32 protein-coding genes are annotated in these 22,561 nt (G+C 69.0%); 12 read left to right on the forward strand and 20 right to left on the reverse strand.

What is annotated here, in order from left to right:
* Positions 1-46 precede the first annotated feature (46 nt).
* The 19 genes from MNOD_RS12475 to MNOD_RS12555 all read right to left on the reverse strand — a co-directional run bounded on the left by MNOD_RS12475 (position 47) and on the right by MNOD_RS12555 (position 15,013).
* Positions 47-2,032: a phage major capsid protein gene (locus tag MNOD_RS12475; protein ID WP_015929255.1), complete on the reverse strand. Its 1,986-nt coding sequence runs from the start codon at positions 2,030-2,032 to the stop codon at positions 47-49.
* 14 nt (positions 2,033-2,046) lie between these two features.
* Entirely contained in the window at positions 2,047-3,798 is a 1,752-nt protein-coding gene (locus MNOD_RS12480) for a terminase large subunit (protein ID WP_244424720.1), read from the reverse strand.
* A gap of 31 nt (positions 3,799-3,829) precedes the next feature.
* Positions 3,830-4,261, reverse strand: coding sequence for a P27 family phage terminase small subunit (locus tag MNOD_RS12485; RefSeq protein ID WP_015929257.1), 432 nt, complete (start codon positions 4,259-4,261; stop codon positions 3,830-3,832).
* Positions 4,262-4,397: 136 nt separating this feature from the next.
* Positions 4,398-4,670: a hypothetical protein gene (locus MNOD_RS12490; protein WP_015929258.1), complete on the reverse strand. Its 273-nt coding sequence runs from the start codon at positions 4,668-4,670 to the stop codon at positions 4,398-4,400.
* A 3-nt stretch (positions 4,671-4,673) separates the two neighbouring features.
* Positions 4,674-5,036 carry a hypothetical protein gene (locus MNOD_RS12495; RefSeq protein WP_015929259.1) on the reverse strand — a complete coding sequence of 121 codons (363 nt, stop codon included), beginning with the start codon at positions 5,034-5,036 and terminating at the stop codon, positions 4,674-4,676.
* Complete coding sequence (locus tag MNOD_RS46435) at positions 5,029-5,169, reverse strand: hypothetical protein (protein WP_015929260.1); 141 nt, start codon at positions 5,167-5,169, stop codon at positions 5,029-5,031. The genes MNOD_RS12495 and MNOD_RS46435 overlap by 8 nt, the downstream gene beginning before the upstream one ends.
* Before the next feature lie 436 nt (positions 5,170-5,605).
* Positions 5,606-6,127: a transcription termination/antitermination protein NusG gene (gene nusG, locus MNOD_RS12500; RefSeq protein ID WP_157091448.1), complete on the reverse strand. Its 522-nt coding sequence runs from the start codon at positions 6,125-6,127 to the stop codon at positions 5,606-5,608.
* A gap of 68 nt (positions 6,128-6,195) precedes the next feature.
* Positions 6,196-6,618 carry a Ros/MucR family transcriptional regulator gene (locus MNOD_RS12505; RefSeq protein WP_015929262.1) on the reverse strand — a complete coding sequence of 141 codons (423 nt, stop codon included), beginning with the start codon at positions 6,616-6,618 and terminating at the stop codon, positions 6,196-6,198.
* A gap of 326 nt (positions 6,619-6,944) precedes the next feature.
* Positions 6,945-9,857, reverse strand: coding sequence for a bifunctional DNA primase/polymerase (locus tag MNOD_RS12510; protein ID WP_015929263.1), 2,913 nt, complete (start codon positions 9,855-9,857; stop codon positions 6,945-6,947).
* On the reverse strand, positions 9,854-10,975 hold the full coding sequence (locus tag MNOD_RS12515) for an ATP-dependent DNA helicase (protein ID WP_015929264.1): 1,122 nt from the start codon (positions 10,973-10,975) through the stop codon (positions 9,854-9,856). The genes MNOD_RS12510 and MNOD_RS12515 overlap by 4 nt, the downstream gene beginning before the upstream one ends.
* Entirely contained in the window at positions 10,972-11,292 is a 321-nt protein-coding gene (locus tag MNOD_RS12520; RefSeq protein ID WP_015929265.1) for a hypothetical protein, read from the reverse strand. The genes MNOD_RS12515 and MNOD_RS12520 overlap by 4 nt, the downstream gene beginning before the upstream one ends.
* Positions 11,289-11,618 carry a hypothetical protein gene (locus MNOD_RS12525; RefSeq protein ID WP_015929266.1) on the reverse strand — a complete coding sequence of 110 codons (330 nt, stop codon included), beginning with the start codon at positions 11,616-11,618 and terminating at the stop codon, positions 11,289-11,291. The genes MNOD_RS12520 and MNOD_RS12525 overlap by 4 nt, the downstream gene beginning before the upstream one ends.
* Before the next feature lie 2 nt (positions 11,619-11,620).
* The gene (locus MNOD_RS12530) at positions 11,621-12,304 is read right to left on the reverse strand and encodes a hypothetical protein (RefSeq protein WP_015929267.1); all 684 of its coding nucleotides are present in this window, start codon (positions 12,302-12,304) and stop codon (positions 11,621-11,623) included.
* Positions 12,301-12,735, reverse strand: coding sequence for a hypothetical protein (locus MNOD_RS12535; RefSeq protein WP_015929268.1), 435 nt, complete (start codon positions 12,733-12,735; stop codon positions 12,301-12,303). The genes MNOD_RS12530 and MNOD_RS12535 overlap by 4 nt, the downstream gene beginning before the upstream one ends.
* Positions 12,736-12,737: 2 nt before the next feature.
* Complete coding sequence (locus MNOD_RS12540; RefSeq protein ID WP_015929269.1) at positions 12,738-13,127, reverse strand: VRR-NUC domain-containing protein; 390 nt, start codon at positions 13,125-13,127, stop codon at positions 12,738-12,740.
* 98 nt (positions 13,128-13,225) lie between these two features.
* Positions 13,226-13,633 carry a hypothetical protein gene (locus MNOD_RS46440; protein ID WP_157091449.1) on the reverse strand — a complete coding sequence of 136 codons (408 nt, stop codon included), beginning with the start codon at positions 13,631-13,633 and terminating at the stop codon, positions 13,226-13,228.
* Positions 13,634-14,178: 545 nt separating this feature from the next.
* Positions 14,179-14,559, reverse strand: coding sequence for a hypothetical protein (locus MNOD_RS12550; protein WP_015929271.1), 381 nt, complete (start codon positions 14,557-14,559; stop codon positions 14,179-14,181).
* Positions 14,556-14,717, reverse strand: coding sequence for a hypothetical protein (locus MNOD_RS48010; protein ID WP_015929272.1), 162 nt, complete (start codon positions 14,715-14,717; stop codon positions 14,556-14,558). Before MNOD_RS48010 ends, MNOD_RS12550 begins: the two co-directional genes overlap by 4 nt.
* Entirely contained in the window at positions 14,714-15,013 is a 300-nt protein-coding gene (locus tag MNOD_RS12555; protein WP_015929273.1) for a hypothetical protein, read from the reverse strand. Before MNOD_RS12555 ends, MNOD_RS48010 begins: the two co-directional genes overlap by 4 nt.
* 43 nt (positions 15,014-15,056) lie before the next feature.
* Here MNOD_RS12555 and MNOD_RS46445 point away from each other — a divergent pair, with 43 nt between their 5' ends.
* The 12 genes from MNOD_RS46445 (at position 15,057) to MNOD_RS12615 (ending at position 21,745) form a co-directional block, all read left to right on the forward strand.
* Entirely contained in the window at positions 15,057-15,926 is an 870-nt protein-coding gene (locus MNOD_RS46445) for a LexA family protein (RefSeq protein WP_157091450.1), read from the forward strand.
* A 72-nt stretch (positions 15,927-15,998) separates the two neighbouring features.
* Positions 15,999-16,310 (forward strand): hypothetical protein, encoded by a 312-nt coding sequence (locus tag MNOD_RS48970; RefSeq protein ID WP_015929275.1) that lies wholly within the window; start codon positions 15,999-16,001, stop codon positions 16,308-16,310.
* Positions 16,310-16,723, forward strand: coding sequence for a hypothetical protein (locus tag MNOD_RS12570; RefSeq protein WP_015929276.1), 414 nt, complete (start codon positions 16,310-16,312; stop codon positions 16,721-16,723). The genes MNOD_RS48970 and MNOD_RS12570 overlap by 1 nt, the downstream gene beginning before the upstream one ends.
* On the forward strand, positions 16,723-17,004 hold the full coding sequence (locus MNOD_RS12575; RefSeq protein ID WP_015929277.1) for a hypothetical protein: 282 nt from the start codon (positions 16,723-16,725) through the stop codon (positions 17,002-17,004). The genes MNOD_RS12570 and MNOD_RS12575 overlap by 1 nt, the downstream gene beginning before the upstream one ends.
* Positions 16,998-17,306 carry a hypothetical protein gene (locus MNOD_RS12580; protein ID WP_015929278.1) on the forward strand — a complete coding sequence of 103 codons (309 nt, stop codon included), beginning with the start codon at positions 16,998-17,000 and terminating at the stop codon, positions 17,304-17,306. Before MNOD_RS12575 ends, MNOD_RS12580 begins: the two co-directional genes overlap by 7 nt.
* Positions 17,307-17,308: 2 nt before the next feature.
* Positions 17,309-18,121, forward strand: a complete 813-nt coding sequence (locus MNOD_RS12585) for a hypothetical protein (protein ID WP_015929279.1) — start codon at positions 17,309-17,311, stop codon at positions 18,119-18,121.
* Complete coding sequence (locus tag MNOD_RS12590) at positions 18,118-18,429, forward strand: hypothetical protein (RefSeq protein ID WP_015929280.1); 312 nt, start codon at positions 18,118-18,120, stop codon at positions 18,427-18,429. Before MNOD_RS12585 ends, MNOD_RS12590 begins: the two co-directional genes overlap by 4 nt.
* Complete coding sequence (locus MNOD_RS12595; RefSeq protein ID WP_015929281.1) at positions 18,426-19,376, forward strand: YqaJ viral recombinase family nuclease; 951 nt, start codon at positions 18,426-18,428, stop codon at positions 19,374-19,376. The genes MNOD_RS12590 and MNOD_RS12595 overlap by 4 nt, the downstream gene beginning before the upstream one ends.
* Positions 19,373-20,377, forward strand: a complete 1,005-nt coding sequence (locus MNOD_RS41450) for a recombinase RecT (protein ID WP_015929282.1) — start codon at positions 19,373-19,375, stop codon at positions 20,375-20,377. Before MNOD_RS12595 ends, MNOD_RS41450 begins: the two co-directional genes overlap by 4 nt.
* Positions 20,378-20,380: 3 nt before the next feature.
* Positions 20,381-20,866: a hypothetical protein gene (locus MNOD_RS12605; protein WP_015929283.1), complete on the forward strand. Its 486-nt coding sequence runs from the start codon at positions 20,381-20,383 to the stop codon at positions 20,864-20,866.
* A 10-nt stretch (positions 20,867-20,876) separates the two neighbouring features.
* Positions 20,877-21,323, forward strand: coding sequence for a hypothetical protein (locus MNOD_RS12610; RefSeq protein ID WP_015929284.1), 447 nt, complete (start codon positions 20,877-20,879; stop codon positions 21,321-21,323).
* 2 nt (positions 21,324-21,325) lie between these two features.
* The gene (locus MNOD_RS12615; protein WP_015929285.1) at positions 21,326-21,745 is read left to right on the forward strand and encodes a hypothetical protein; all 420 of its coding nucleotides are present in this window, start codon (positions 21,326-21,328) and stop codon (positions 21,743-21,745) included.
* A 549-nt stretch (positions 21,746-22,294) separates the two neighbouring features.
* On the opposite strand, the gene MNOD_RS12620 is transcribed toward MNOD_RS12615, so the two are convergent.
* Complete coding sequence (locus tag MNOD_RS12620; RefSeq protein WP_015929287.1) at positions 22,295-22,546, reverse strand: hypothetical protein; 252 nt, start codon at positions 22,544-22,546, stop codon at positions 22,295-22,297.
* Positions 22,547-22,561 lie beyond the last annotated feature (15 nt).

Here is a 22,561-nt window from a genome sequence, read left to right on the forward strand (position 1 = left end):
CCTGGACCGGAGACGAGCCGCACGAGGCGGCCCGTCAGAGGATCAATCAGGGAGTGGCCGGAGGCGCGCCCCACTTGACGCCCGACAGGAGGGCGACGCCGCTCGCCCGGCGGCGGGCCCAGTTCACCGTGCGCTCGGCCCGGAAGCCGACCGAGTCGGTCTGCCAGAGCGAGACGAGCTGCGCCCCCGTCGGCACGCCGGCGTCGCCGGCCGGGGTGTCCGCCATCTCGAGCGACGCCTCGCGGCTCATGTCGATCGCCACGCCGCCCTCGTCGGCGAGGTAGACGTCCGCCGCATTCACCAGGGCCACGTAGGCGCCCGTCCCCGGGCTCGGGACGAACTCGGACGCGATCACCGGCAGGCCGAACAGGGTGCCCCCGTTCATGCTGATGCCGGCGAACTCGGCCTGCCCGAGCGGGTTCTGCATCAGCGACAGGGCCAGCGCCGTGGTCGCCGGCATCACCCACACGCCCGAGGTCGGGGTGTTGTTCGCCGCGATGAAGGCGCCGAACAGCGCGCGGATGTCGGCGCGCACCGCATCGGCGTCGTTGCCGGACGACGCGATCGGCGTGAGGCCGTGGGTGATCGACGCCGGCGACACGTTGGCCGCCGCGGCCTTGGCCGGGTCGATGAAGTCCCGATCGAGGCGCTCGCGGAGGGCCGCGGCGAGCTGGTCGCGCACGATCATCTCGGCGGACGGGCTGGAGTCGCGCAGCGTCTCCTCGCTCACGACCGCGATGTTGGCGACCTTGAGCGGCTCCAGGGTCTTGCGCTCGAAGTCGAACCTGGTGAGCGGCTTGGCCTTGCCCTCACCGACCCAGTAGCCCTGACCGCCCGAGGTCTGGCCGATCAGCGCGACCCGGAACGGCACCTGCCGCAGGGCCGGGACGCCGTTGGCGCCGAAGCGGCCGAGGATGGTCTGCGGGCGCAGGAACTCGACGAAATCCGCAAAGACGCTGGTCTCCTCGCCGACGAGGGCACCGGCCCAGGTGGCGTTGCTCGTGGTCCCGGCCGGCACCGCGGCCTTGGACACGATGCCGTAGATGACCGAGTTCTCGCCGTAGAGCTCCTTGGCGAGCGTGCGCGGGCTCTCGCCGTCCAGCTTGGCGAGGGCCTTCACCCGGGCCAGCCGCGCAAAGCCGATGCCCGGCGGCAGCTTCGGGCTGGCCGTGACCACGACCCCGCTGCGGGCCGCCGCGCCGTCCTCGGCGGTCCGGATCTGGTTCTGCACGACCGGGCGCGCGGAGGCGGCCTGGGCCTTCTCCAGGGCGCGCAGCCGCTTGAGATCGCCGTCGATCGCCTGGACCTCCTGCTCCAGGGTATCGAACTCCTCCTGCTCGGCGGCGTCGGTCGAGCGGCCCTCGTCGATCGACGTCTGCATGACCTCGGCCATGCGCGCGGCCTTGGCCTGCCGGGTGGCTTCCAGCGCCGCGATCTGCTCAGCAACGGTCTTCATCGCCGTCACGTTCTCCGGTTTCAGATTGACAGGTTTGGTGGATGTGCCCGAGGCGCCGGGACGAACAGGTCGATCGGATGCTCTCGGCTCCTTGCCGGTCGCGGCGAGCACAGGGGCGTCGATCGACTTGATGAGGGAAATCTTGGCGTCCGCATTGGCCGGGACGGTCACAAGACTGAGCTCCAGGACCTCGGTTTGCGTGAACCGGATCCCGCCGCTGTCGAGGAAGGCGTATTCGAGGGCACGGAACCCGATCGAGACCGCGCGGACGAGCCCGGCCTTGACCTCGCCCCAGGCCGTCTCGACCCGGTCGCGCAGCGGGCCCGGCTCCGCGATCTGCGGCAGGCGCGCCTCGAAGGTGATCCCGTCCGGGGTCGGTTTGTCGAAGCTGACGCTGCCGACCGGCTTGTCGTGGTCGTGGTGATGCAGCAGAGGCATCGGGTTCTTGAACCGGACGCCCAGCGGTTCCACGATGTCCCCGACCCGGTCCGGATTGGGGGTCGTCGCGATGCCGCGGATGATGCGCTGCTCGTCCTCAACGGCTTTGACGGTGAGGAGCGAATACATGCGGTTCATGTCCGGGGTCCTTCTCACCCCAGCACGAACATCTGGTATTCGCGCGGGCGTTCGGTCGGGTGGAACAGGGCGGCGCCGGTCGCCATTGCCAGCGTGACCAGCCCGTCGATGCGCCCGCGCGAGCGGGCCTTGTCGAAGGCGCGATTGCCCTGGCCGTCGCAGTCGACCTGGGCGTTGGCCGCGCAGGCATAGGTCACCGGCGAGGCGGCGATGGTGATCGTGCCGGTGAGGATCTTGTCCTCGAGCTGCTCGATGGAGCGGGGCATCACCAGCTGGCGGTCCTCGAACGCGACCCGCTTGCCCTGGCCGTGCGCGACGAGCTTCAGCCCCGCGCCGGGCGGCTCCTCCGGGCCGCGGTAGCGCCAGACCGCCAGGCCGATCGCCTCGCAGGCGGCGATGAAGTCGGCCATGCCGGCCGGATCGAAGGCCAGGAACTGCACCTCGTGCTCGGCGACCAGCCGGGCGACCTGGGCCGCCACGAAGGTCTTGTCGATCACCGCGCCCGGAACGGCGACCAAGCCCGTCTCCTCAGGCCTCTCCGCCCACTGGTCATAGGGCGCCTGATCGGCCCGGGCCCGGTCGGCCAGCCCCTCGCGCGTGGTCCAGTACCAGGTCTTGGCACAGAGGTGCCCGTCCGCGCCGGCCCACACCGCCGTGAGGGCGGTGAGGTCGTTCTTCTTGGACAGGTCCAGCCCCAGCCAGCACGGCCGCCCCTTCAAGGCCTCCTCGTCCACCGTGCCCTGCACCGCGGCCCAGGCCTCCTCGGCGATCCAGAACGCGGTGGCGCCGATCGGGATGCCGAAGTAGAGCCGCTTCACCGACAGGGCAGTGGAGAGCAGCTGCCGGGCGGTGTTGACCTCGCCCCGGATGTTCTCCAGCGGGAAGGTCACGCCCAGCGCCGGCAGCGCCTTCGGCCAGCAGGCCTCATTGTCGAACACGCTCTCGCGGTCGGCTACATCGACCCGGGCGATGAGGGCGAACGCCTCGTCGTCCCTAATCTCGCCCGTGGCGACCTTCTGGTAGAACTCCGAATAATCCGTGCCGACGATCTGGGTGGAGGCGGGCGTGTTGGTGCCCAACAGCATGATCGCGTCGCCCGGCATCTTGGCGATGGCCCGCTTCCAGGTCTCGATCGCCGTGTTCTGCTTGAACTCGTGGATCTCGTCGGCCAGCACCGCGGTCGGCCGCGGGCCGGAGATGGCCTCACCATTGGCCAGCGATTGGAACTTCGAGCCGGTCGCCGGGTGCTCGATTTTCCAGGCGTTGTCGAGCTCGCCCCGGATGACCACCTGCTCGCGGCTCTCCAGGCTGTCGGTCTCGTCGTCGCCGCCCGGGATCGGCGCGCGGCACATCGCGACCGCGTCCTTGAACAGCACGTTGGCGGTCGCCCGGTCCTGGCCGATGGCGTAGATCTCCGACCGGGCCACGCCGTAATAGCCCATCAGGTAGAGCCCGATCGCGGCCATCAGGGGCGACTTGGCCTGGCCCTTGCCGGTCTCCAGCCAGCCGGTGCGGAAGCGCATCCGGCCGCTGTCCGTGCGCCAGCCGAACAAGGAGCCGATCACGAAGGTGTGCCAGGGCAGCGGCTGGAAGGGCTGGCCGGCCTTGGTGCCGGCCGTGATGGTGAGCACCGCCGGGAAGAACCCGAGCGCGTGCGCCGCCCGGTCCGGCCGCCAGTGCAACCCCCGCGCCGGTCCGTCGCGCAGGTCGCGCAGGTGCCGCTCGGCGGCATGGCGCACGAGCTCGCCTGCTATCTGCCGGCCCACAACGACCTCCTCCGCCCAAGCCGTAACCGGGTCAGCGGGCGACCGGCTTGAGGTAGGCGTCCGCCGCACGGGCCGTCCTCGCTCTCCGCTCGACCTTCGCCGCCTTGCCGCGGCGCACCGGCGCGAGGCCGAGCTCGGCCTCCAGCACCCGAATCGCCTCGTCCGCCTTCGTCATCACCGACCAATACGGATTCCACTGGCCGGTCTTGGCGCGCGTCGCCCGCAGGATCGCGCCATGCTCGGCCACATGCCGGCTCGCGCGCTCGTACTGGATGCGCATCTCGACCAGCCGCTTGATGGCGTGGCCGTTGCTGACCGACAGGGTGCCCCGCTCGCCCATCTCGCGGACGATGTGGCCCCACTGCTCATGCGCGAACGCAATGTCGAGTTCATCGGCGTAGGCCTGAGACCAGTCGGGCTCGGCCGGCGCGCCGTCACCGCCGGGAATTGCTGCCAGTGTCAACCGTCTTCTCCGTAGGAGATGGCCGACATCCCCCCGTTCAATTTTTGCTTCCGGTGCGAACGCAGCGGGGGCGACCGGTGCAGTCCGAATGCCCCTGAACTTTCGACCACCCCCCCCCGGGGGGGTATCAGTCCCCTCAGGGCCGGGCGCGGCGGTCTGCATCCCGCTCCCGACCACGCGGGTTGATCTCGGCGAGATCCATCACCGTCGCATCCCGCCAGAACGTGTCGGCGCCCTGCGCCCCCACATCGCGCTGGCCCCGCGGCGGCACCTTCGGATAGAGCGGCTCTGGGGATCTCACCTCGACCTGCATCACGACACGGCCGAACCAGCCCGGTCTGCCGCGCACGCGGCCGGTGAGATGCCGGGCCTGTAGCTCGGCTCGCGAGTGCCAGCGCCGCTCGGCCATCGATCAGCTCCGGTTCCACGGATGCAGCGGGTCGCGCGGGCGCCCGTCCGGGGTGACGCCGGGCACATAGCCCCGGCGCTCCTGCCTCTGCTTGAGGCGGTCATGGCAGGGAGCGCAGAGGGACTGCCGCTCGCCATGCCAGAACAGATGCTCGTCCCCTCGGTGAGGCTGGATGTGATCGCAGATGGAGGCCGCCACCGGGCGCTCATCGGTGGAGCACATCGCGCAGAGGGGATGCTCCCTCAGCTGGGCCTTGGCGAGGCGGCGCCAGCGGGCGGTCCAGTACCAGTGACGCCAAGGCTGATCGGCCGTGCGGTGCGCGTCGGACCTACGGCTCCGGGCCTTCTCGGCTGCGCTCTTATCCATGGCGCAACTGAACGCCCGCCAGGATCTTGCCGGCCGTCACGAGGCTGATCGCAGTCGAGAACACTGCGAACATGCTGCCGAGCATGGTGAGAAGCGCACGGGCTAGGCCAATGACTCCAGTGTAGCCGGACATCGGCTAATCCCCCTGAGCGGTGGCGGTCGATAGCCCAACGTGCATCATGAATGCTGCTCTCTGATCACTGCAGCCAACTTTGCGGAGGGCGGCAGGTCGAGTGGCTAGCCTCCTGGTCACCCGACCTGCTCTCACAAGCCGACCTGCTACTGCCTCTCTCGACACAGTCCCTGGCCGTAGATCTCGCAGGGCGGTGAGACGGGCTGGCCCGCAGACACTTCGCGACAGAGCCGTCCGCGTCGGGCTTGGTGATAATGCGGCCGGTGGAGGCCCAGCACACGCAGATGGTCTGCGGCACGGGCGTGCGGCCCCGCATCCTCGTCATCCGAACACGTGAAAAAGCCCCGACACGATCGCTCGCGCGGGGCTGCTAACCAATGCATCCGCACGGCGTGGTTGCAAAATTGCAACAACGACCGTGCGCAGCTGCAAGGTCTCATGTGGCAGCCAGCCTGTCAACGTCGACGCTGAGGACATGCTTCTTGCCGAACGCCTTCAGCAGCACGGCAATGCGCCGGCCCTCCGGGGCGCGCATCACCTCGCCGATCAGGCCCTGCCAGAGCTCGTCGCGGATCCGCACCTTGTCGCCCACCGCAAGCTGCGGTCGCGGGCGGTCGTACGCGCCCATCTCGTCAGCTGCGATCAGCATCTTCATCATCCACGGCGGCAGCTCGGTCGGAGCCTCGCCCGTCGTGACGAGCGCGCGGACGCCAGGCACCCGCAGGATGTCCCGCCAGGATTGCTCCGGCCGCTTGCCAACGAAGGCGTAGCCAGGGAACACTGGACGCCGCACGAGCCGCTTGCCGCTAGAAGCTTGCCGCACGACAGCCGTGCGGCCCGGGGCCAGCGTGGCGAAGCCGGCCTGCTGCAGCCACTCGCAGGCCCGATACTCCCCGTGACCGGCCACGGACGCGGCGTAGTAGGTCAGAGACGGGTCGTAAGCGGGGGCGGTGCTCACGGTGCTCTCCAGGGTGCTCAACGTGGGGGAGATGAGGCGGCCGGACGCATTCCGGCCGCCCCGGCACATCAGGCGGCCTTCGCCTCAGCTCGCCGGCCGAGGCCGAACTGCTTCGCCAGCTCGGAGCGCTGGGCCGCGTAGTTCGCGGCAACGATCGGATAGTCGATCGGCAGTCCCCACTTGGCCCGGTACTGCTCGGGCGTGAGGCCGCGGGTCGACAGATGCCGCTTCATGGACTTGTACGGGCGGCCGTCCTCCAGGCTGATGATCGCGTCGGGCGTGACGGTCTTCCTGATCGGCACCGGCGGGACGAGCGCCGGCGCCTCGGGCTCGGAAGGCTTGCCAAGGGCTGCGAGCGCGCCGTGCACCGACACGATGAGCGCGGGCAGTTCCGCGGCAGGGACGGCGTTGTGGGTGACGTAGCCGGCGACGATGCGGCTGGTGAGGCCGGCGAGATCCAGAGCCGGTGGGGTGGTCGGGGTGTCGTTCATCGTGACATCTCCTAAGTTGTTGATCTCATTACGTTTCCCGCTTTTCCCGAATTTTTCCCGCGCTCGACACCTCCTAAGTTATTGATCTGATTGTCTTTCCCGTTTTCCCGTTTTTTCCAGGAGTAGAGGAGATACTAAGGGGGTGATTTTCGTGCGGGATCACGGGTCTCCAAGGCTCTCTCACGCGTGCGCGCACGCGCGTTGTATCTTCTCCGGGGCTGGAAAAAGCGGGAAAACGGGAAACTCTTGTGGATCAATCACTTGATCCAATCCGTTTCCGGGAAAATCGCGGGAAAACCGGGAAAACCGCCTATCCGGGGGTCGCGTCATGAGGCGAACCTCCCCTTTCCCGGATAATCGACGATATTGGTGAAGACTTCGCGACCGAAGTCGGGGCGCTTGAGCGCGTAGGCCTGCACCTTGCCGAGCCCTCTGACGTACCGGAGATAGGGGCGGCCATCCTTCTCCTCCTTGAACAGCAACGCGTTCCGGCGCAGCACGCCGGCCGTCGCCTCTTCCGTCATGACGTTGCCCGCGGCTGCGCGGAGCTTCTCCCGCAGCACGTAGACGGCATCCTCATCGAACCAGCCCTCCGCCTCCCGCGGCCCGCCTCCGCTCGCGCCGACTTCCCGCAGGGTGACGTTCCAGCGTTGCACGACCCAGGCGCGCAGGTTGGCGACGACCTGCTCCTCGGGATCCAGGGCCCGCGCATCGCTCGAGTGCATGAATTGGTTCCACGCCCAGGCCACCGCCGCCGCGACCGGCGTCTCGGCCGGCAGGAGGCGGTAGCTCACCGCCAGTTCGCCGGCACGGCGCAGAAGGGCGAAGGGAATCGCGGCCCGCATCTGCGTGCTGTCGGCTGCGGTCCCGGCGATCCGCTTCGCATCGGCCATGATCCGCTCGCGGAGAGAGACGGGATCTCGGTGCGCGCCATCGGCGACGAGAGCGCGCACGAAAGCCGGACCCGCATGGCCGAAGTTGCGGTCAATGGCGGCGATGCGATCCAGCGTCGGCCGGTCGACGGAACGGTTGACGGAGGTGACGTCGACATCCGCGAAGCGCGCCGCCATGCCGGCGACCCACTCCGCGCGCTCGTCGGTCTTGACCTTCTCCTCCAGCGAGCATTCCGCCGACAGGATCGCAAAGGTGGACCAAGTGTAGCTCTCGCGCAGCGTGGCGTCCGCGGTCATGCGCCGGCGCCCGACCCCACCCGCGAAGGTGTAGATCATCCGCGCGACCTCGGCGCCCGTGACATGCGCGAGCTCATCGAGGGACAAGACGGTGCCGCTCGAGCGCGCGGCGAGCGCTTCCATGGCGTTCACCGTCGACTTGGCGGACTGCGCGAGGCCGGGCTTGCGGATGTCCGGCGTCGACCAGGCCGAGACCGCGATCTTCTGCGCCGTACTCTTCCCGCTCGACGACAAGCCAGAGAGGTTCAGGCCGCAGGTGTCGAGCCCGGTCAGCGAGACGAGCGGCCCAGCGAACGCCGCGCAGGCCCCGAGCGTCCAGTGCTCGCAGGCTTCGACATTGATGGCGGCCTCGACCGCATCCGCCCAGCCGGGCAAGCTGCCCGAAGCCGCGACCGACGGCGGCATCCTGGTCGAGACGGACAGCTCGTAGGCGGAGCCCTCGGGAGTGCCGATCACCTCGCCGCCGGGGCAGACGAAGAAGGGATCGGCGAGGTCGGGAAGTTCGTGCCAGCCCGGCTGCGACACGACCAGGATCTCGACCTTCGGGTCGGCCGCCTTGAGCGCCCGCACGGCGATGTGCTCGCCGTCGTCCTCGGTGCGCAGCCCGGCCGCGAACAGGAGGGCGCGGATTTCCCCGGCACCCTGCCGGGCGAGATCGCCGCGCTCGATGTCGATGTAGCGGGGCCGCCCGCTCATGTCCTCGACGGCGATCCGCAGCCCGTAGGCGTCCTCACGGTCGAGGTAGCGGATCCGGGCCGTCATCCCGAAGGGGGTCGCGACCGGCACGGCTACGGTGGCGGCGGCGGCGTCGCGCCGCTTCGCGGGGACCTCCTTGTGCACCATGACGCGGCCGCGATGCCGCTCGTAGAACAGCGGCGGCGAGGCGAGGCGGGGCAGCGGATAGAGCGCCGCGATGCGGTCGATCTCCGCGTCGCCGCAGCTCTCGTCCGCGGCTGCGTCGGCTTGATCGGCTCCGGACCCGCCTACGCGGCGCTGGCGTCGCCGCTCGTCGCGGGCGGCACGCGCCCACACCTCGGACAGGTCGCGCGGGCGTCGCATCCCGGCCCGCAACCCCGATTCGATCGTATCGAGGACGGATTTCAGCCCATCGTCTCCGACTAGGCCGCAGGCCTCCGCGGCGCTCCGCAGCGCCTCCCGCACCTCGCCCTCGACCAGCGCGCCCGCGGCGACGAGACCTCCGAGCTTGAGCGCGGCGGCGTTGAGCGCGTTGTTGCGCCCTCCGCTCGGCGCCGCTGCGACCGCCGCGACCTCCTTGTCGAGTGCGGCGCGGCCGTAGCGCACCACCGCCTCGTCCCCGTCCAGCAGCACCTGGGCAGGGTCGATGCTGTCCGTCGGTCGCGGCACCCAGGGACCGCGTGAGGCAGCCTCGGCCTGCGCGTCGCGAGCGGCTCGGGCCTCCTCCTTGCGCATCAGGCGCAGCAACGCCTCGGTCGGCGGGCTCAGCCCGTCCTCGGGTCCGGGGCACCACGTGTAGGCTCGGCCGTCCTCGCGCACCGAAGGCGGGACGATGACGTAGCCGCCTTCGCCGCGCACATCGATCGCCGCGCCCTTGGCCTTGCGCCCATCGGCCCGCGTCGCACCCTCAGCAGGCGGGATGAAGAGAGCGGGGCAGATGTTCGCGCCGTTCGCGATCGGCGCATCGGGATCGGCGCGGAACCACAGGTGCAGCCCGCCCGAGCCGGTCTCGGCAATGGCGGTCTCCGGAATCCCGCCGACGTGCTCGCGCAGCCGCTCCAGGTAGGCGGCGCCCGTGATCACGGCCGGATCGCCGAGGTCGAGGTCGAGCACGTTGCCGGTGCGCGCGCCGGTCGGGATCCCGATCATGGCGCGCGGGTGCTTCGCCCACCACGCCCGGATCTGCGCCTCGTCGGTGGTGGCGAGGTGGAGGCCTCCGTCCTTCGCGCCAGGCGCGCTCTCCTTGCGGGTGAGCGGCTGCTTCGTCGTCGGCGAGCACGGGAACACGGGCCAACCGCGGATGGCATAGTCGAGCGCCGCGAGCAGAAGGGGATTGTCGGTTGGCGCCGTCATGACAGCACCACCGTCACGCGCTCGGCGGCGCGGGTCAGGCCGGTGTAGAGGTGCCGCGCCCGGTTCTCACGGAACGCGCTGCTCTCATCGATGAGCAGCACGTCGTCCCACTGTGACCCTTGCGCCTTGTGCACGGTCAGCGCGTAGCCGTAGGTGAACTCGTCGGTGCCGCGCCGCTCGGCCGGCGGGATGGTCTCCTCGCAGCCCTCGAAGAACTCGCGCCGCACGTAGACGTCGGCGCGCTGACCCTCCACGTCGCAGGATGCGATGCGCAGGTCGACGCCGTCCTCGTCGAAGCCTTCGACCTCTGCGATGTCCCACAGGCCGCCGTTGAGCAGGCCCTTGTCTTTGTTGTTCTTCAGGCAGACGAGGCGATCACCGGCCTCGGGGTAATTCGGGTCGCGCCCGAGCCGGCGCCGGGCCCGCGCATTGAGGGTGCGGCGGGTCCGATTCAGCCCGACCAGGATCTGATCGGAGCCGGCCTCGACCTCGGGCGTGAACCGTCCGATGTCGATGACGCGGCTGTCGCCGTAATCGCCGCGGGCGAGCCGACCGCCCTCGCGCACCTTCGTCGAGAGATGGATGATCGGATTGTCCGCCGCCTGCCGGTGGATCTCGGTCAGCATGACGTCGGGCTGTTCGGCGGTGAAAACTCCTTCGCCGCGCACCGGCGGTAGCTGCGCGGGATCGCCGAGCACCAGGATCGGCGTGCCGAACGACAGGAGATCCCGGGCGAGCTTCTCGTTCACCATCGAGCATTCGTCGACGATGACGAGCGCGGCAGCCGCGACGGCGGAAAACGGGTCGAGGCAGTAGCGGATCTTCACGCCGACGACGTTGCCCGATGCGTCGCGCTCCTCGATCTCGAAGGCGCGGTAGATCAGGCTGTGGATCGTCGACGCGCCCTCGCAGCCCTTCGAGCGCAGGACGAGGGCGGCTTTGCCGGTGAAGGCCGCGAACAGCACCGTGCCGCGCACCTCCGCCGCGGCCGCGCGCGCCAGCGTGGTCTTGCCGGTGCCGGCGAACCCGAACAGCCGGAAGATCTGCTTGCGTCCCGGGGCGCGCCGCCACGCCGCGATCTCGTGCAGGGCGCGATCCTGTTGCCCGGACCAGGTCACGCCGCGGCTCCGTCGACACGCGCGTCGAGGGCGCGCAGCACCGCCGCGCTGAAGGCGTCGCCGACGGCCTTCGAATCGAACTCGAACACGGCCGCGTACTGGATTTTACCGTCCTTCCGGACGAGCTCCTGGTCGCGCCCGATCTGGGCCTTCGAGGGCAGCCCGACCCAGCGCTTGCCGTGGCTCTCGTGCACGGTGCAGTCGCGGATGGTGAGCCGCATCGCCGGGATTCGGACCGTCACGAACCCCTTCAGGCTGTTGCGGTCCATCGCCTTGAACGAGACGACCTCGACCGCGAGCTTCGATCCCTCGCTCATGCAGCAGCCCCCGAGGTTGTCTGAGCCTGCGCCGCCTCGAGCTGCGCGATCTTCTCGCGGATGACCTCGCGCAGCCGCTGTTCCCCGCCCGGCATCAGCGCGGCGAGGCGGGCGAGATCGCTGATGAGGTCGGCGGCGTCCTGGAGCGCCTCGGGGATGTCGATCCAGCGCCAGGGGTCGACCTTGTAGGCGTCGTTGTCACCGAACCGCGCCATGTACGACCAGTAGCCGAGCGGCTTCGTGCGGATCGCGTACGTCATGCAGTCGGACATGCGTGCGATCGGCACGGGGCGGGTCGGGTGCTTCGGATTGTAGGGCTCGGCCATGGTCAGGCCCCCGCCAGTGCGAGCAGCGGAGCGTCCGTCTGGACGCCGTAGATCCGAGCGTCGTCGGGCCGCATGCAGCGGGCCCGGGTGCCGGGCGGCAGATGGGTGAATTCGGGCTTGCGGCCGCGGTTCGCCGTTGTCCGCCAGATCACCCAGGAGTAGCTCGTGGCACTGCTGGCGCCGGGATCCCACCGTCCGCGGGTCATCGCCACTCGCTCGCTGAACATGGCGACGATCGACGGCGGTTGCGGGCCGAACAGGCGCTCGTATCGCTCCGTCCCTTCGAGCCACGCGCTCCGCACCAGCAGCGCCACGCGGACGCGGGCGAGCGGCAGCGCGGTCAGGGCGAACTCAAGCGAGACCGAGAAGGGCGGGTTGGTGATGATCCAGTCGGGGCGGTAGGCGTGCCCGGCCGGGTCGAGGAAGTCCCGCACCCGGTACCCGCGGCCGTAGTCGAACACGTCCGATCCCTCGGCGTGCCAGAACTCCTCTTGCAGGGGCCCGACCATGTGCCCCTCGCCGCAGGCGGGATCCCAGACCTCCTGGCCGCCGATCGGCACGCCGCGCTCGCGCAGGAGTTCGCAGAGCGCGCGGGTCGCCCACGGGGGCGGGGGGAAGAAGTCGAGGGCGGTCGGCGGCTCGCGCCGGCTCGCCATGACGGCGCGGGCGTTGACGGGGATCGTCATCGGCACCCCATGATCTGCTTGATCCGCTCGAAGGCGCGCGGCGGATCGCCGGGCACGCCGTCGTTGAAAGGCTCGAGGCCGTTCCGCTCGCGCATCAGGGCGATGCGCCGCCCGATCAGGCTGAGGAGATCGTGGCGGGCGTCGGCGTCCATCTCCTGGATCCACGCCACGGCCTCGACGCGGGCGATCAACGCCGGCCCGTCGGCAAGCTCCATGCGGCGCATGAAGCGGTCGAGGTCGCGGATCTGCTCGCCAAAGGGACCATCCAGCAGTGCCTGCAGCTTCTGCCGCTTCCAAGCCCGGTAGAGCTTCGAGAGCTGCTCGTCCTCGCGCAGCTTCGTCTCGCCCTTCAACCCGAGCCGCATCTGCGCCGTCCCCTCGACGCGGGCAGGGCTGCGGCGGCTCTCGGAATGGGACTGGAGCGCCGCCACGGTCAGAACTCCGTCGCCGGCTCGGGCGCCGGACGCGGTCGCGCCGAGGCTGGCGGCAGCCCGAAGGCCTCACCGGCCGCGAGCGCCTCATCGACGCTGTCCACCACGTGCACCGGAAAGCCGCGCTCCCGCAGGCCGGGAAGGAAGGCGCGCTGGCTCGCGCTGAGGCTCCCGCCGGGCGCCTTGACCTCGATGAGGAAGCAGCGGCCGCCTCGGCCGTACACGATCAAGTCAGGGTGCCCCGCCTCGACGCCCATCTCCTTGAATGCCACGCCCTCGCGCTTGCCGCGCCGGCCGCCGTTCGGCACGTGCACGCACAGGCAGTCGAACCGCCGGTGCATGGCCACGACGATCTTGGTCTGGATCACCTGCTCGGGGCGGGCGCGGGTCATCGCTGACCTCCCGCGCGGCCATCGGTCGGCGCCGGACGGCCCGTCTCCGGCGGCGTGAACTCGGAGGGACTGGAATCGACAAAGCCAGTCATCGCCGATCACGCTCCGCGCGCTTCCGAAGCAAGACGGCGAAGCGTACGCGCCGCCTTCCACGCCTCATCTGCCGTAGACCGGATCTGCTCAAGATCTTCGCCGCTTGAAGCAGGAGATGCTTGGGCAACCAGGCGCTCAAGGCGTTGAGCCAACGCCGTAGCTTTCTGAACTTCGGTCCGAAGCTCGCCGGCGCGGCGGGCATGCGCGGCCCGGATGGCGTCCATCTCGGCGGCGTCGATCCGGCGAGCCTCGCGCCGCCAGATATCCTCGGCACGGCCATAGCTCATCGGCTCCTGAAGAACGGCAGAGACCGCGCGCGCGGCGCGCGTGATGGCAGCTTTCACGGTGTCGCCAACCGGCCGCGGTTCGGCGAGCTCTCGCAGAAGCTGAGAGGCTTGATCGACCGTCGTCATGCGACCGCCCTCGGAATACTTTTCCGAGCCCTCGGTATGTTTTTCCGGCACGTCGGAAGGCTCCTGTGGTTCAACGGTGTCGAACCAGGGAGCGCTTCGAGATGCAGGAGGTGGACAGGGATACGCAGGACAACACGCGCGCGACCGATGATGCTTGCCGGCGAGCGGTCACGCGAAACCAGGAAAAGGGGAGCGCCCGCGCGGTCAGCGATGCGAGAGACCTTGCTGGCGCGGGCGCACATGCCGCAGAACGCGGCACGTCGGAATTGCGGCCCCAAAAAGCCCCCCTCTCCGCACCGGGAGAGGGGGCCAGTCAGGGAGGAAACGCCCAAGATGGGCAGTGCTCCGACCGGCGACGCCACCGCCGGCAGGGGCCTCGAAGCGCGGGCCGGGCGGCCGGCGCGAACAGAATTGCTGGGCTGAGCGACGCGATCAGGATTGCGCCCGGGCCGGGACTGGATGGGGCGGGTGGCCGGCCCGGGCGCGCCGCCGGATGGGCCAGGTGGTGGCCGGCGGATCGGGAAAACCGTGATGGAGCGCATGGCTCACGCCTCGCGGCGGAGCGGCAGGTAGCGGCCGATTGCACAGGTGGGCTCGTCGCCACGGCCGCGCGCGATGGCAGCCGAGAGACGTTCGTTGATCGCAGCCCGCCGCTCACGCGACGCTTTGCAGGCGGCCGCGAGGTTGCGTGCGGCTTCCTCGATCTGCTGGGCCAGATCGGCATCCAGCTCGTCCACGGTCAAGCCGAGGTGGATGGCGAGCGGCAGCACCAGGTGCGCCGCGCCAGCCGGGTTGAGATCGCCAGTTGCTCTATCGTCGCCCTCAGCAATATGCAGGCCGACCGTGCCGCCTCGGGGCGTGATGACCGCCAGGTTCCCGATGACGAAGCCGCTCGAGGTCACGCATGGAATGCGCACAGGGGTCACGGCTGCGCCTCCGTCAGGATGCGGGTGGGGCCGTTCGGATGGGTGGGATGGCTGGCCGTCGGTCGCATCACACCAACTGTCGCGATGATCGCGACCACCAGCGCGAGCACCACACCATGAGCGGCCAGGATGCGGGCGAGAGGGAGAGACGCTGTCATGCGGTGGCTCCTTGCTCTGGGGAGCCGCCGGGCGCCTCAGTCATGGGGCCGCGCTGTTCAAAGACGCCCTCCGGCGCACGCCGCAATAGCCTGCGCGCCTTGCTCTTTCGGACGGCCATCTCCGCCTGCATGAAGCGAAGCAACTTCTCAGCCGTGGCAATCTCGACCGTCCTGCCCATGCGTAGGCGCTTGACGAGCTTGCTGTTTCCTACCGCGCGATGCCCGAAGTAGGATGCGCTCATGTCCGTGTGGGACAAGAATCGTTCTATGCGGGCCAGTAGATCGGCGTGGGTCATAGCCCACACCTTATGGGCTATACCGTGAAGGGTGTCAACCCACATGCATGACACGAAAGACGAGCCGCCAAGCGAGTCCGTGCGTCGAAAAAACACCAAAAAGTCGGCAGTGGGAGCACCAACAAAACCGGTGGCAGGAACATCAGCTCCCGAGTTGGTGAGCGGCACCGATATCGAGCTTCTGCCTGAGTGGCGCCAATTACTACGCGAGCAAATGAAGCTTAAGCGATACTCAGATCGCGCTTTGTCTATCGCTGTGGGTCTGAACGCTGCCGCGGTAAACGAGTGGTTCCGCAAAAACAAAACCCCGAGCCTCGCGTCGCTGCGGCTCGTGGCAAGAGAACTACAGGTATCTGCAGAGATTTTCGTTAAACCAAATTCTCCATTACCTACAGATGCTGACGCTGAGTGGGGTGGCGCTACAGTTGGCACGCCAAGCAAAAAATCTCACACACCACCTCTTGCTTCCAAAACGCTTACCTATGCTAAGGTGCTTGGGTACCTGAGAGCCGGGGCGTGGCAGGAGAGCGGCGTGCAGGAGTTAGAGGAACTCATTCACGTTCCGTCAATTCCGCACCCGGAGTACGCCGGGCTGAAGCAGTACGCATGGCGCGTCGAAGGGACAAGCATGAACCGCGTGGTGAAAGCGGGGTCCTACGTTATTGGCGTTGCGTTCGCCGACATGCCTCGTCGCATTCAGCATCGAGATCTCGTGGTCTGCCAGAGGCGCGATCACGACCGGTATGAATACACCCTCAAGCGCGTAGCGATCACGGATGTAGGCATTCGCCTCGATCCAGAGAGCGACGACCCGGCTTGGCAGGACCCCGTGTGGCTGTCTTCCGGCGAGACTGGTGGCATCGAGGTGGAGGCGACGCACCTGATCATCGGGACGTTCAGCTTCCTCGTATAGCCCATAGTATGTGGGCTTGACCGCATGGGCTGCGGCCCATAATGTGGGCTCATCCATCACGGATGAGCCCCGATGCGCAATGCCCCTCTCGCCAGCGCCCGCCTGTCCATCCGCACGTCGGATGACGGCTACCTGATCGTCCCGGCGGACGTCCGCCTCCGCAGGCCGCTCGCCCTCTCTGCTGCCAAGCCACGCGAGACCTTCCCCGCCTTCGAGCCACCGCTGTTCCTGCGCGAGCCGCTTCCCGAGAATGAGCCGCAGCGCGAGCCCGCGGACCGCGACTGGCTCGCGACCGGCCTCGTCATCATCGCGGCGGCGATCCTCATCGCGCTGGCCCTGGGCGGCGGCGCCCTGGTCAACGCGGTGCGTGAGGGTGTGCTCTGATGGCAGCCCTCACCCTTCCCGCCGGGCGCGACAACGTCCGCCGCAAGGCCGCGGAGCGCCTCGCCGCCTCGCTCGCGGAACTGCTCTGCGCCGAGCGCTACCGCGCCGAGGTCGTCGTCGCGCTCCACTGCGGCGACACTGGGCTGTCCCGGGCCGGCGTCTCCGATGATGCCGTGATCCGCGAGGCCCGCGAGCGCGTCTACGCGAGGCGCCGCGAGGTGGACGAGATCTGCCTCGAACTGCTGACGCCGGAGGAGCACGCGCTCACCCCGAACGAGGAGGACGACATGGCGACGGCGCTGCAGCTGCGGCTGCGCGCCAACGAGGAGGCCGAGGCGGCCCCGGGCGAACTCTCCTTCATCGAGGAGAGCCGCCGCGAATACGTCCTCAAGGTGCACGGGCGGGGGTGCTGATGAGCGCGCCCTACAGTCTTCCCTGGTCGCTCGGCTCGGTCGAGCACGTCAACGGCGAGCCCGTCACTGACACCGCAGTCATCTATCTGTCGGGCAGCGGGGTAATTGAGGTCAATGAGACCGAGAATGCGGGGCAGGTCGCGACCCTAATTCTGGCGGCGCCTGATCTGCTTGATGGGCTGAGGCGCGCGGTTGACGCTCTCGCAGAGCAGAAGACCGAGCGGGGCTTCGTCTCCGGCCTGCTGGACGTCATCGCCAAGGCGGAGGGCCGGTCATGCTGACCTCCGACCGCCCCACCGCCCCCGTGGTGGACCTGCGCACCGGGCGGATCTTCGACCCGCTCCACGTCGCCGCCATGGCGAGCTTCGAAATGCAACGGCGCGCCGCTGCGATCGCCAGACGCGCTGACCTGGCCACGGAGCGCCTCGGCGCCCTGGTGCTGGTGGGTCGGCATCTCGTCGCCCTGTCTCGGGTCATCGACCGCACGGACATCGAGGGGCGCATCGCTGCGGACATCGAGATCCGGGCAGCCCTTCAAGTGATCTCGGCGCAGATCGCGGCTGCGCAGGCGGGGAGGGCGTGACGATGCGCATCCGCTGGAGCGATAACGACCGCTACTTCGGTCCCTTCACTTACGCCCGCGCAGAGCGCGGATATCGCCCTCTGGCGATCGTGCTCGGATCCGGCGATGACGATGACTATCCCGGCTGCCGGCTGCGTGTCAGCGGCTTTGGTCATACACTCATCCTTGCCCTGCCGGCGATCATCAAGCCGTGGCGGCGCAAGGTGTACGCGCAGACGTGGGATGCAGCGACCATCGAACGGCTCGGCCGCGACTGGTACTGGGACAGCCATGAACGGCAGTATGGCGTTTCGGTCTCTGATGGATTCCTTCAGGTCTTCCTCGGCGCCCAGACACACGACAGCACGACAACTCAGAGCTGGTCGTGCTTTCTGCCATGGACGCAGTGGCGGCACGCCCGCTCCTCTTTCTACGGTTTGGAGGGCGAGCACTTCTGGACCGAGCCGCCGAGGAGGGGAAATCTGCTCGGCGCTGGCGGCTGGTGGGCAGCCCGTCACGCAGCCGAAGAAGCCTGCCCGTCGCGCACCTTCGCGTTCACGGACTTCGACGGCGAAGCGCTGACCGCACGCACCCGCATCGAGGAGCGCGAGTGGCACTTCGGGACGGGCTGGTTCAAGTGGCTGTCGCTGTTTCGGCGACCGAAGATCCGGCGCTCGCTCGACATCCGCTTTTCCGGTGAGACCGGGCAGCGCAAGGGCTCCTGGAAGGGCGGCACGATCGGGCACAGCATCGACATGCTGCCCGGCGAACTGCACGAGGCCGCGTTCCGTCGCTACTGCACCGAGAACAACATGAGCTTCGGAGGCGCGCTGTGACGCCCGCCGAAGCCTCCCAGACCTTCCGCGTCCTCCTGGAGGCGCTCGGCTGCCCAGCCCCGTGGGCGGTCGTGGAGCGCTCCGGCCGCATGATCGTCGACGCCGAGGGCAAGCCCTGCGCTTCGGCGATGCCGGTCGCCTCGGTGGCCATCGTGCACGACCGGGCGGAGGTCATTTGCTCGGCGATCAACGCGATGGCCAGTGTCCTGCCGGCGGGCGCCATGGCGCCGCTCGACCCGGCCCACCTCGACGCGCTGTCGGCCGAGACGGCGCATTTCCTCCGGCGCGTTGGCGGAGGCGCGTCGTGAAGATCGAGCGCCACCGGATCAACCCGGCCAAGGACCGCGCCGGCTGGCTCGCCTTGCGGGCCCAGGACATCACCGCCTCGGTCGCGGGCGCCATCCTCGGCGTCCACGAGTACACGACCCGCTTCGAGCTCCACGCGCTCAAGGCCGGGCACCTCTCCGAGGATCCGACCGAGACCCCGGCCATGCGCCGGGGCCGCCTCCTCGAGGACGACGCGCTGCAGATCCTCGCGGAGGATCGGCCGGGCTGGAAGGTCACCCCGGCGAACAATGTCTACCTGCGCGCCCCCGAGCTGCGGATCGGCTGCACGCCGGACGCCTATGCCGTCGACCCTACCCGGCCGGGGCGGGGCGTGATCCAGGTCAAGACCACCTCGGACATCGTCTCCCGGCACAAGTGGCGGACCGAGAGCGGCGAGGTCGAACTGCCACTCTGGATCGCCGTCCAGGCGATCGTAGAGGCGAAGCTGACCAAAGCCTCTTGGGCGGCGGTGGCGCTCCTCGTCGTCGGCCACGGCCTCGATCTGCACGTGGTCGAGATCCCGCTGCACGTGGGGATCTGGGATCGCCTCGTGCAGGAGGTCGGCACCTTCTGGCAGGGCGTCGCGGACGGCGTGCCACCGCCGGCCGACTACAGCCGCGACGGCGATGCCCTCGCCGCCCTCTACCCGCCGGATGACGGCCTGCCGGTGCTCGACCTGTCGGGCGACAACCGGGCGCCCGCCCTGATCGATGAGCGCGCCGCCGCGGCTGCCGCGATCCGCGCCGCCCAGGAGACCAAGAAGGCCCTCGATGCCGAGCTGGTCGAGAAGCTCGCTGGCCACACCCAGGCGACCCTCGGTGACGGCCGGGTGGTCGTCCGCAAGATGATCGCCCGCGCCGCCTACGCCGTCGCGGCGACCTCCTTCCCGCAGATCTCCATCCGCAATCCCCGAAAGGCAGCCGCATGACCGCTGGAGCCCTCACTCTGTCCGATGCCGAGCGCCGCGTGGCCGAGCGCGTTGATCCCGTCGCCACCGCGGCCCTGTCCGTATCCGCCGAGAGCGGCGGCGTCGCGTTCGCCAATGCCGGCCAGCTGATGGAGTTCGCCAAGCTGATGGCCGTCTCGTCAGCGGGCGTCCGCAAGCACCTGCGTGGCAACCCGGGCGCCTGCCTCGCGATCTGCACCCAGGCCGTCGAGTGGGGGATGTCGCCCTACGCGGTCGCGAACAACTCCTACTTCGTCAACGACCAGATCGCCTTCGAGTCGAAGCTGGTTCAGGCCGTCATCCTGAAGCGCGCGCCGATTAAGGGCCGGATCCGGTTCGAGTACACAGGCGACGGCGACGAGCGGCGGTGCCGCGCCTGGGCCCGTCTCGCCGACGAGCCGGACGAGGTGGTCGACTACCTCTCCCCGCCGCTCGGCAAGATCACGCCGAAGAACTCGCCCCTGTGGAAGCAGGACCCCGACCAGCAGCTCGCCTACTTCTCGGGTCGGGCGCTTTGCCGGCGGCACTTCCCGGATGTGTTGCTCGGCGTCTACGCGGACGATGAGATCGAGCCAGCCCCGGCGCGCGGGCCGGAATCGGCGCGGGATGTGACGCCCCGCGGGCTGGGCGCGAAGCTCGACGCGCTGGCGGCCGGCCCGAAGGCGCCGCCTCCCGCGACTGATGCCGTGGAGGCCTTCACCGCGCCGGAGGAGGCCGGTCCGGCCGAGGACGACTTCCCGGGAGGTGACGCGCTTGTCACCCCTCCGACCGAGCGTGAGACCAGCGCCGACGAGGATGCGGACGGCGAGGACAAGTGGCTCGGCGACCCCGAGCATCCCGACTTCCAGGCCGGCGCCCGAGCCAAGGCCCGCGGCAACAAGCGGAAGTGCCTGAATCAGCCGATCGCGAACGACCCTGAGCGGCTGAGCCGCTGGTATGCGGGTTGGGACAGCACCGAGGCTCCCCAGGGCGGGGAGGGCTGACCGATGCGGGCCCTTCCCATCACAATCACGGCCGATGACTCGGGGCACTTCAACCTCACCGTCGGGCACGGCGAAAATACCCAGCACGCGACCGGCCTCGCGTGGGACGAGCTCCTCGGCATGGTGGGTGTGCTCACCCACCCCGAGATCCGGTCTGCGCCGTACGGCATCAGCAAGGTCCGCGCGGCGGCTGGTGCCAAGCGGGGCGAGTCCGCGCCAGACGTGGCGCCATGCGTCCCGCGGCGCGAGAAGCCGCCGGCGCCGGATATGGCGGAGATCCGCCTGCCAGCCGAGACGGCTTACCAGATCGCGGCCGGCCTCGCCGACCTGCTCTGGTGGGCGAAGGGTTTCAACGCCGCGCGTCCGACCGAGGCCACGACCACCGACGATCGCGCACCGTGCCTCGAGCGACTGCGTGAGGTGCGCAGCCTTCTCCTCGGTGCCGCCAATGCGGCGCGCGGGGTGAAGGACGCCGAGATCCCGTTCTGAGGGCGCTGCGATGCTCGGCACCACCGCGCCCCAGGCCGTCCGCCACAACATTCGCTCGCGCCGCACTCACGCCGCGCGCGAGGCGGTGGAGCGGCCCGTCCTGCCGCTGCCGACGATCATCATCGTGGAGGCCTGCGGCTACGACACCGCACTCGCCAACCCCGGCGCCGTGGTGCTGGACAAGGCTTATCGCTGCCTCCGGTGCGGCCGGCATCGCCTCGACCTCCGTCAGGTCGGCACGTTCGAGCTGCTCGCCTTCCTGTTCAGCGAGCGGGTCGGGCTGGCGGTGAGCCGCGCCGACGCCATGGCCGCCGCCCGCCCCGGCAAGCCGATGAGCGACGCCCGGCAATCCCAGCTCGTGCGCCGCGCCAACGCGGTGCTCGCCCCTCTGCACCTGCACGTCGAAACGATCTGGGGCGGCTCCCTCCGCCTCGTCGCCATCCCGGGAGACGCCTGACCATGCGCGCTGCTGATCTCCGCGATTACGACTTTCCGAGCCTCGCCGACGCCGCCCGCAAGGAAGCGGACAAGCACAGTGCCGAGCTCGCGCAGGCGTTCGAGTGGCAATCGACCCTCATCGGTAATTGGCCGGGTCAGCATCGGGACCTGAAGCGGATGCGCGCGCACGCCACGGCGCAACGGGACGACCTGCGCCGGCTCCAGGACTTTGCCGAGTTCTATGGGCTCTACGCCGACCGGCTGCAGCCGATCCTCGAAGCCCTGGAGCGCGGCGAGGAGGTGACCATCCGCCAGAGCCGGGCGGCGGAGCTGGTCCGGCCGCGCAGCGCGATCCCGGTGCGGGCCCACTGGCCGGTGATGCGGCGGCCCGGGACGGTGATGGGGCCGGTCGTGGTCGCGATGGCGGCGGAGGTGCGGTGATGCGCGACGGTCTGTCGTCGTGCCTCGATGCCGTGCGCCGGGAGCAGACGCCCTCCGATCAGCCCGCCGCCGGAGGGCTGCACTGATGGCTCAATCCTCCGCCGGTCTGGAGCGCAGGGGTGTGCGTCCTTTCGCGTCCACGAAGCGAACGCCCATCTTACGCCCGCGCCGCCATCGGAGCTCGCAAGCGCGATCCACATGCAGCGAGCCGACAACTAACCTGAAGTGCTCCGAAACCTCAGCTGAGGGCTCAACCTCTAGCATCGCGCCGATCTCACTCTTGTTCCAGACGAGACAGTCAATCAGCAAAGCACGATCACCCATCACGATGCACCCGAGCTTGAATGCATCTGTGCGCTTTGCTCTGCGGCGCTCGTGCAGCATCGGTGAAGTCACGCTGGACATGGCCAGCACGTCTGGCACAGGCCGGTTAAAGTGCGCTGAACATCAGGCAGACATTTGTTCGGGGTGTGCGGTATTCACACTGCGAGGTCCGCACTGATGACCCGCTCCCTCGTGATCGACAGCTTCGCGGGCGGTCTATTCCGTCTAATGCACCGCGAAGTTCTTAACATCATAGATTTCGTACAGGATCGGTATCATTCGGCGGATCGCGTCGACAGCCGTGTTCGCCTCGTCACCGGCTTGCGCATCCACATCGATAACGAACGAAGGCAAAACCGTTACGTCGGTGCGTGGCCCGATCCGAATGCCTCTGATATGCTCGCCGCCTGGAACGCGGCGAATGTGCTGCAAGAGGATATCAGCGATTTCGGTTCGCGTCTTCGACTTGCGTTTCATGTAGATCCGCCCCTG

Origin of the sequence: Methylobacterium nodulans ORS 2060 (assembly GCF_000022085.1) — a bacterium.
Classification (GTDB): domain Bacteria; phylum Pseudomonadota; class Alphaproteobacteria; order Rhizobiales; family Beijerinckiaceae; genus Methylobacterium; species Methylobacterium nodulans.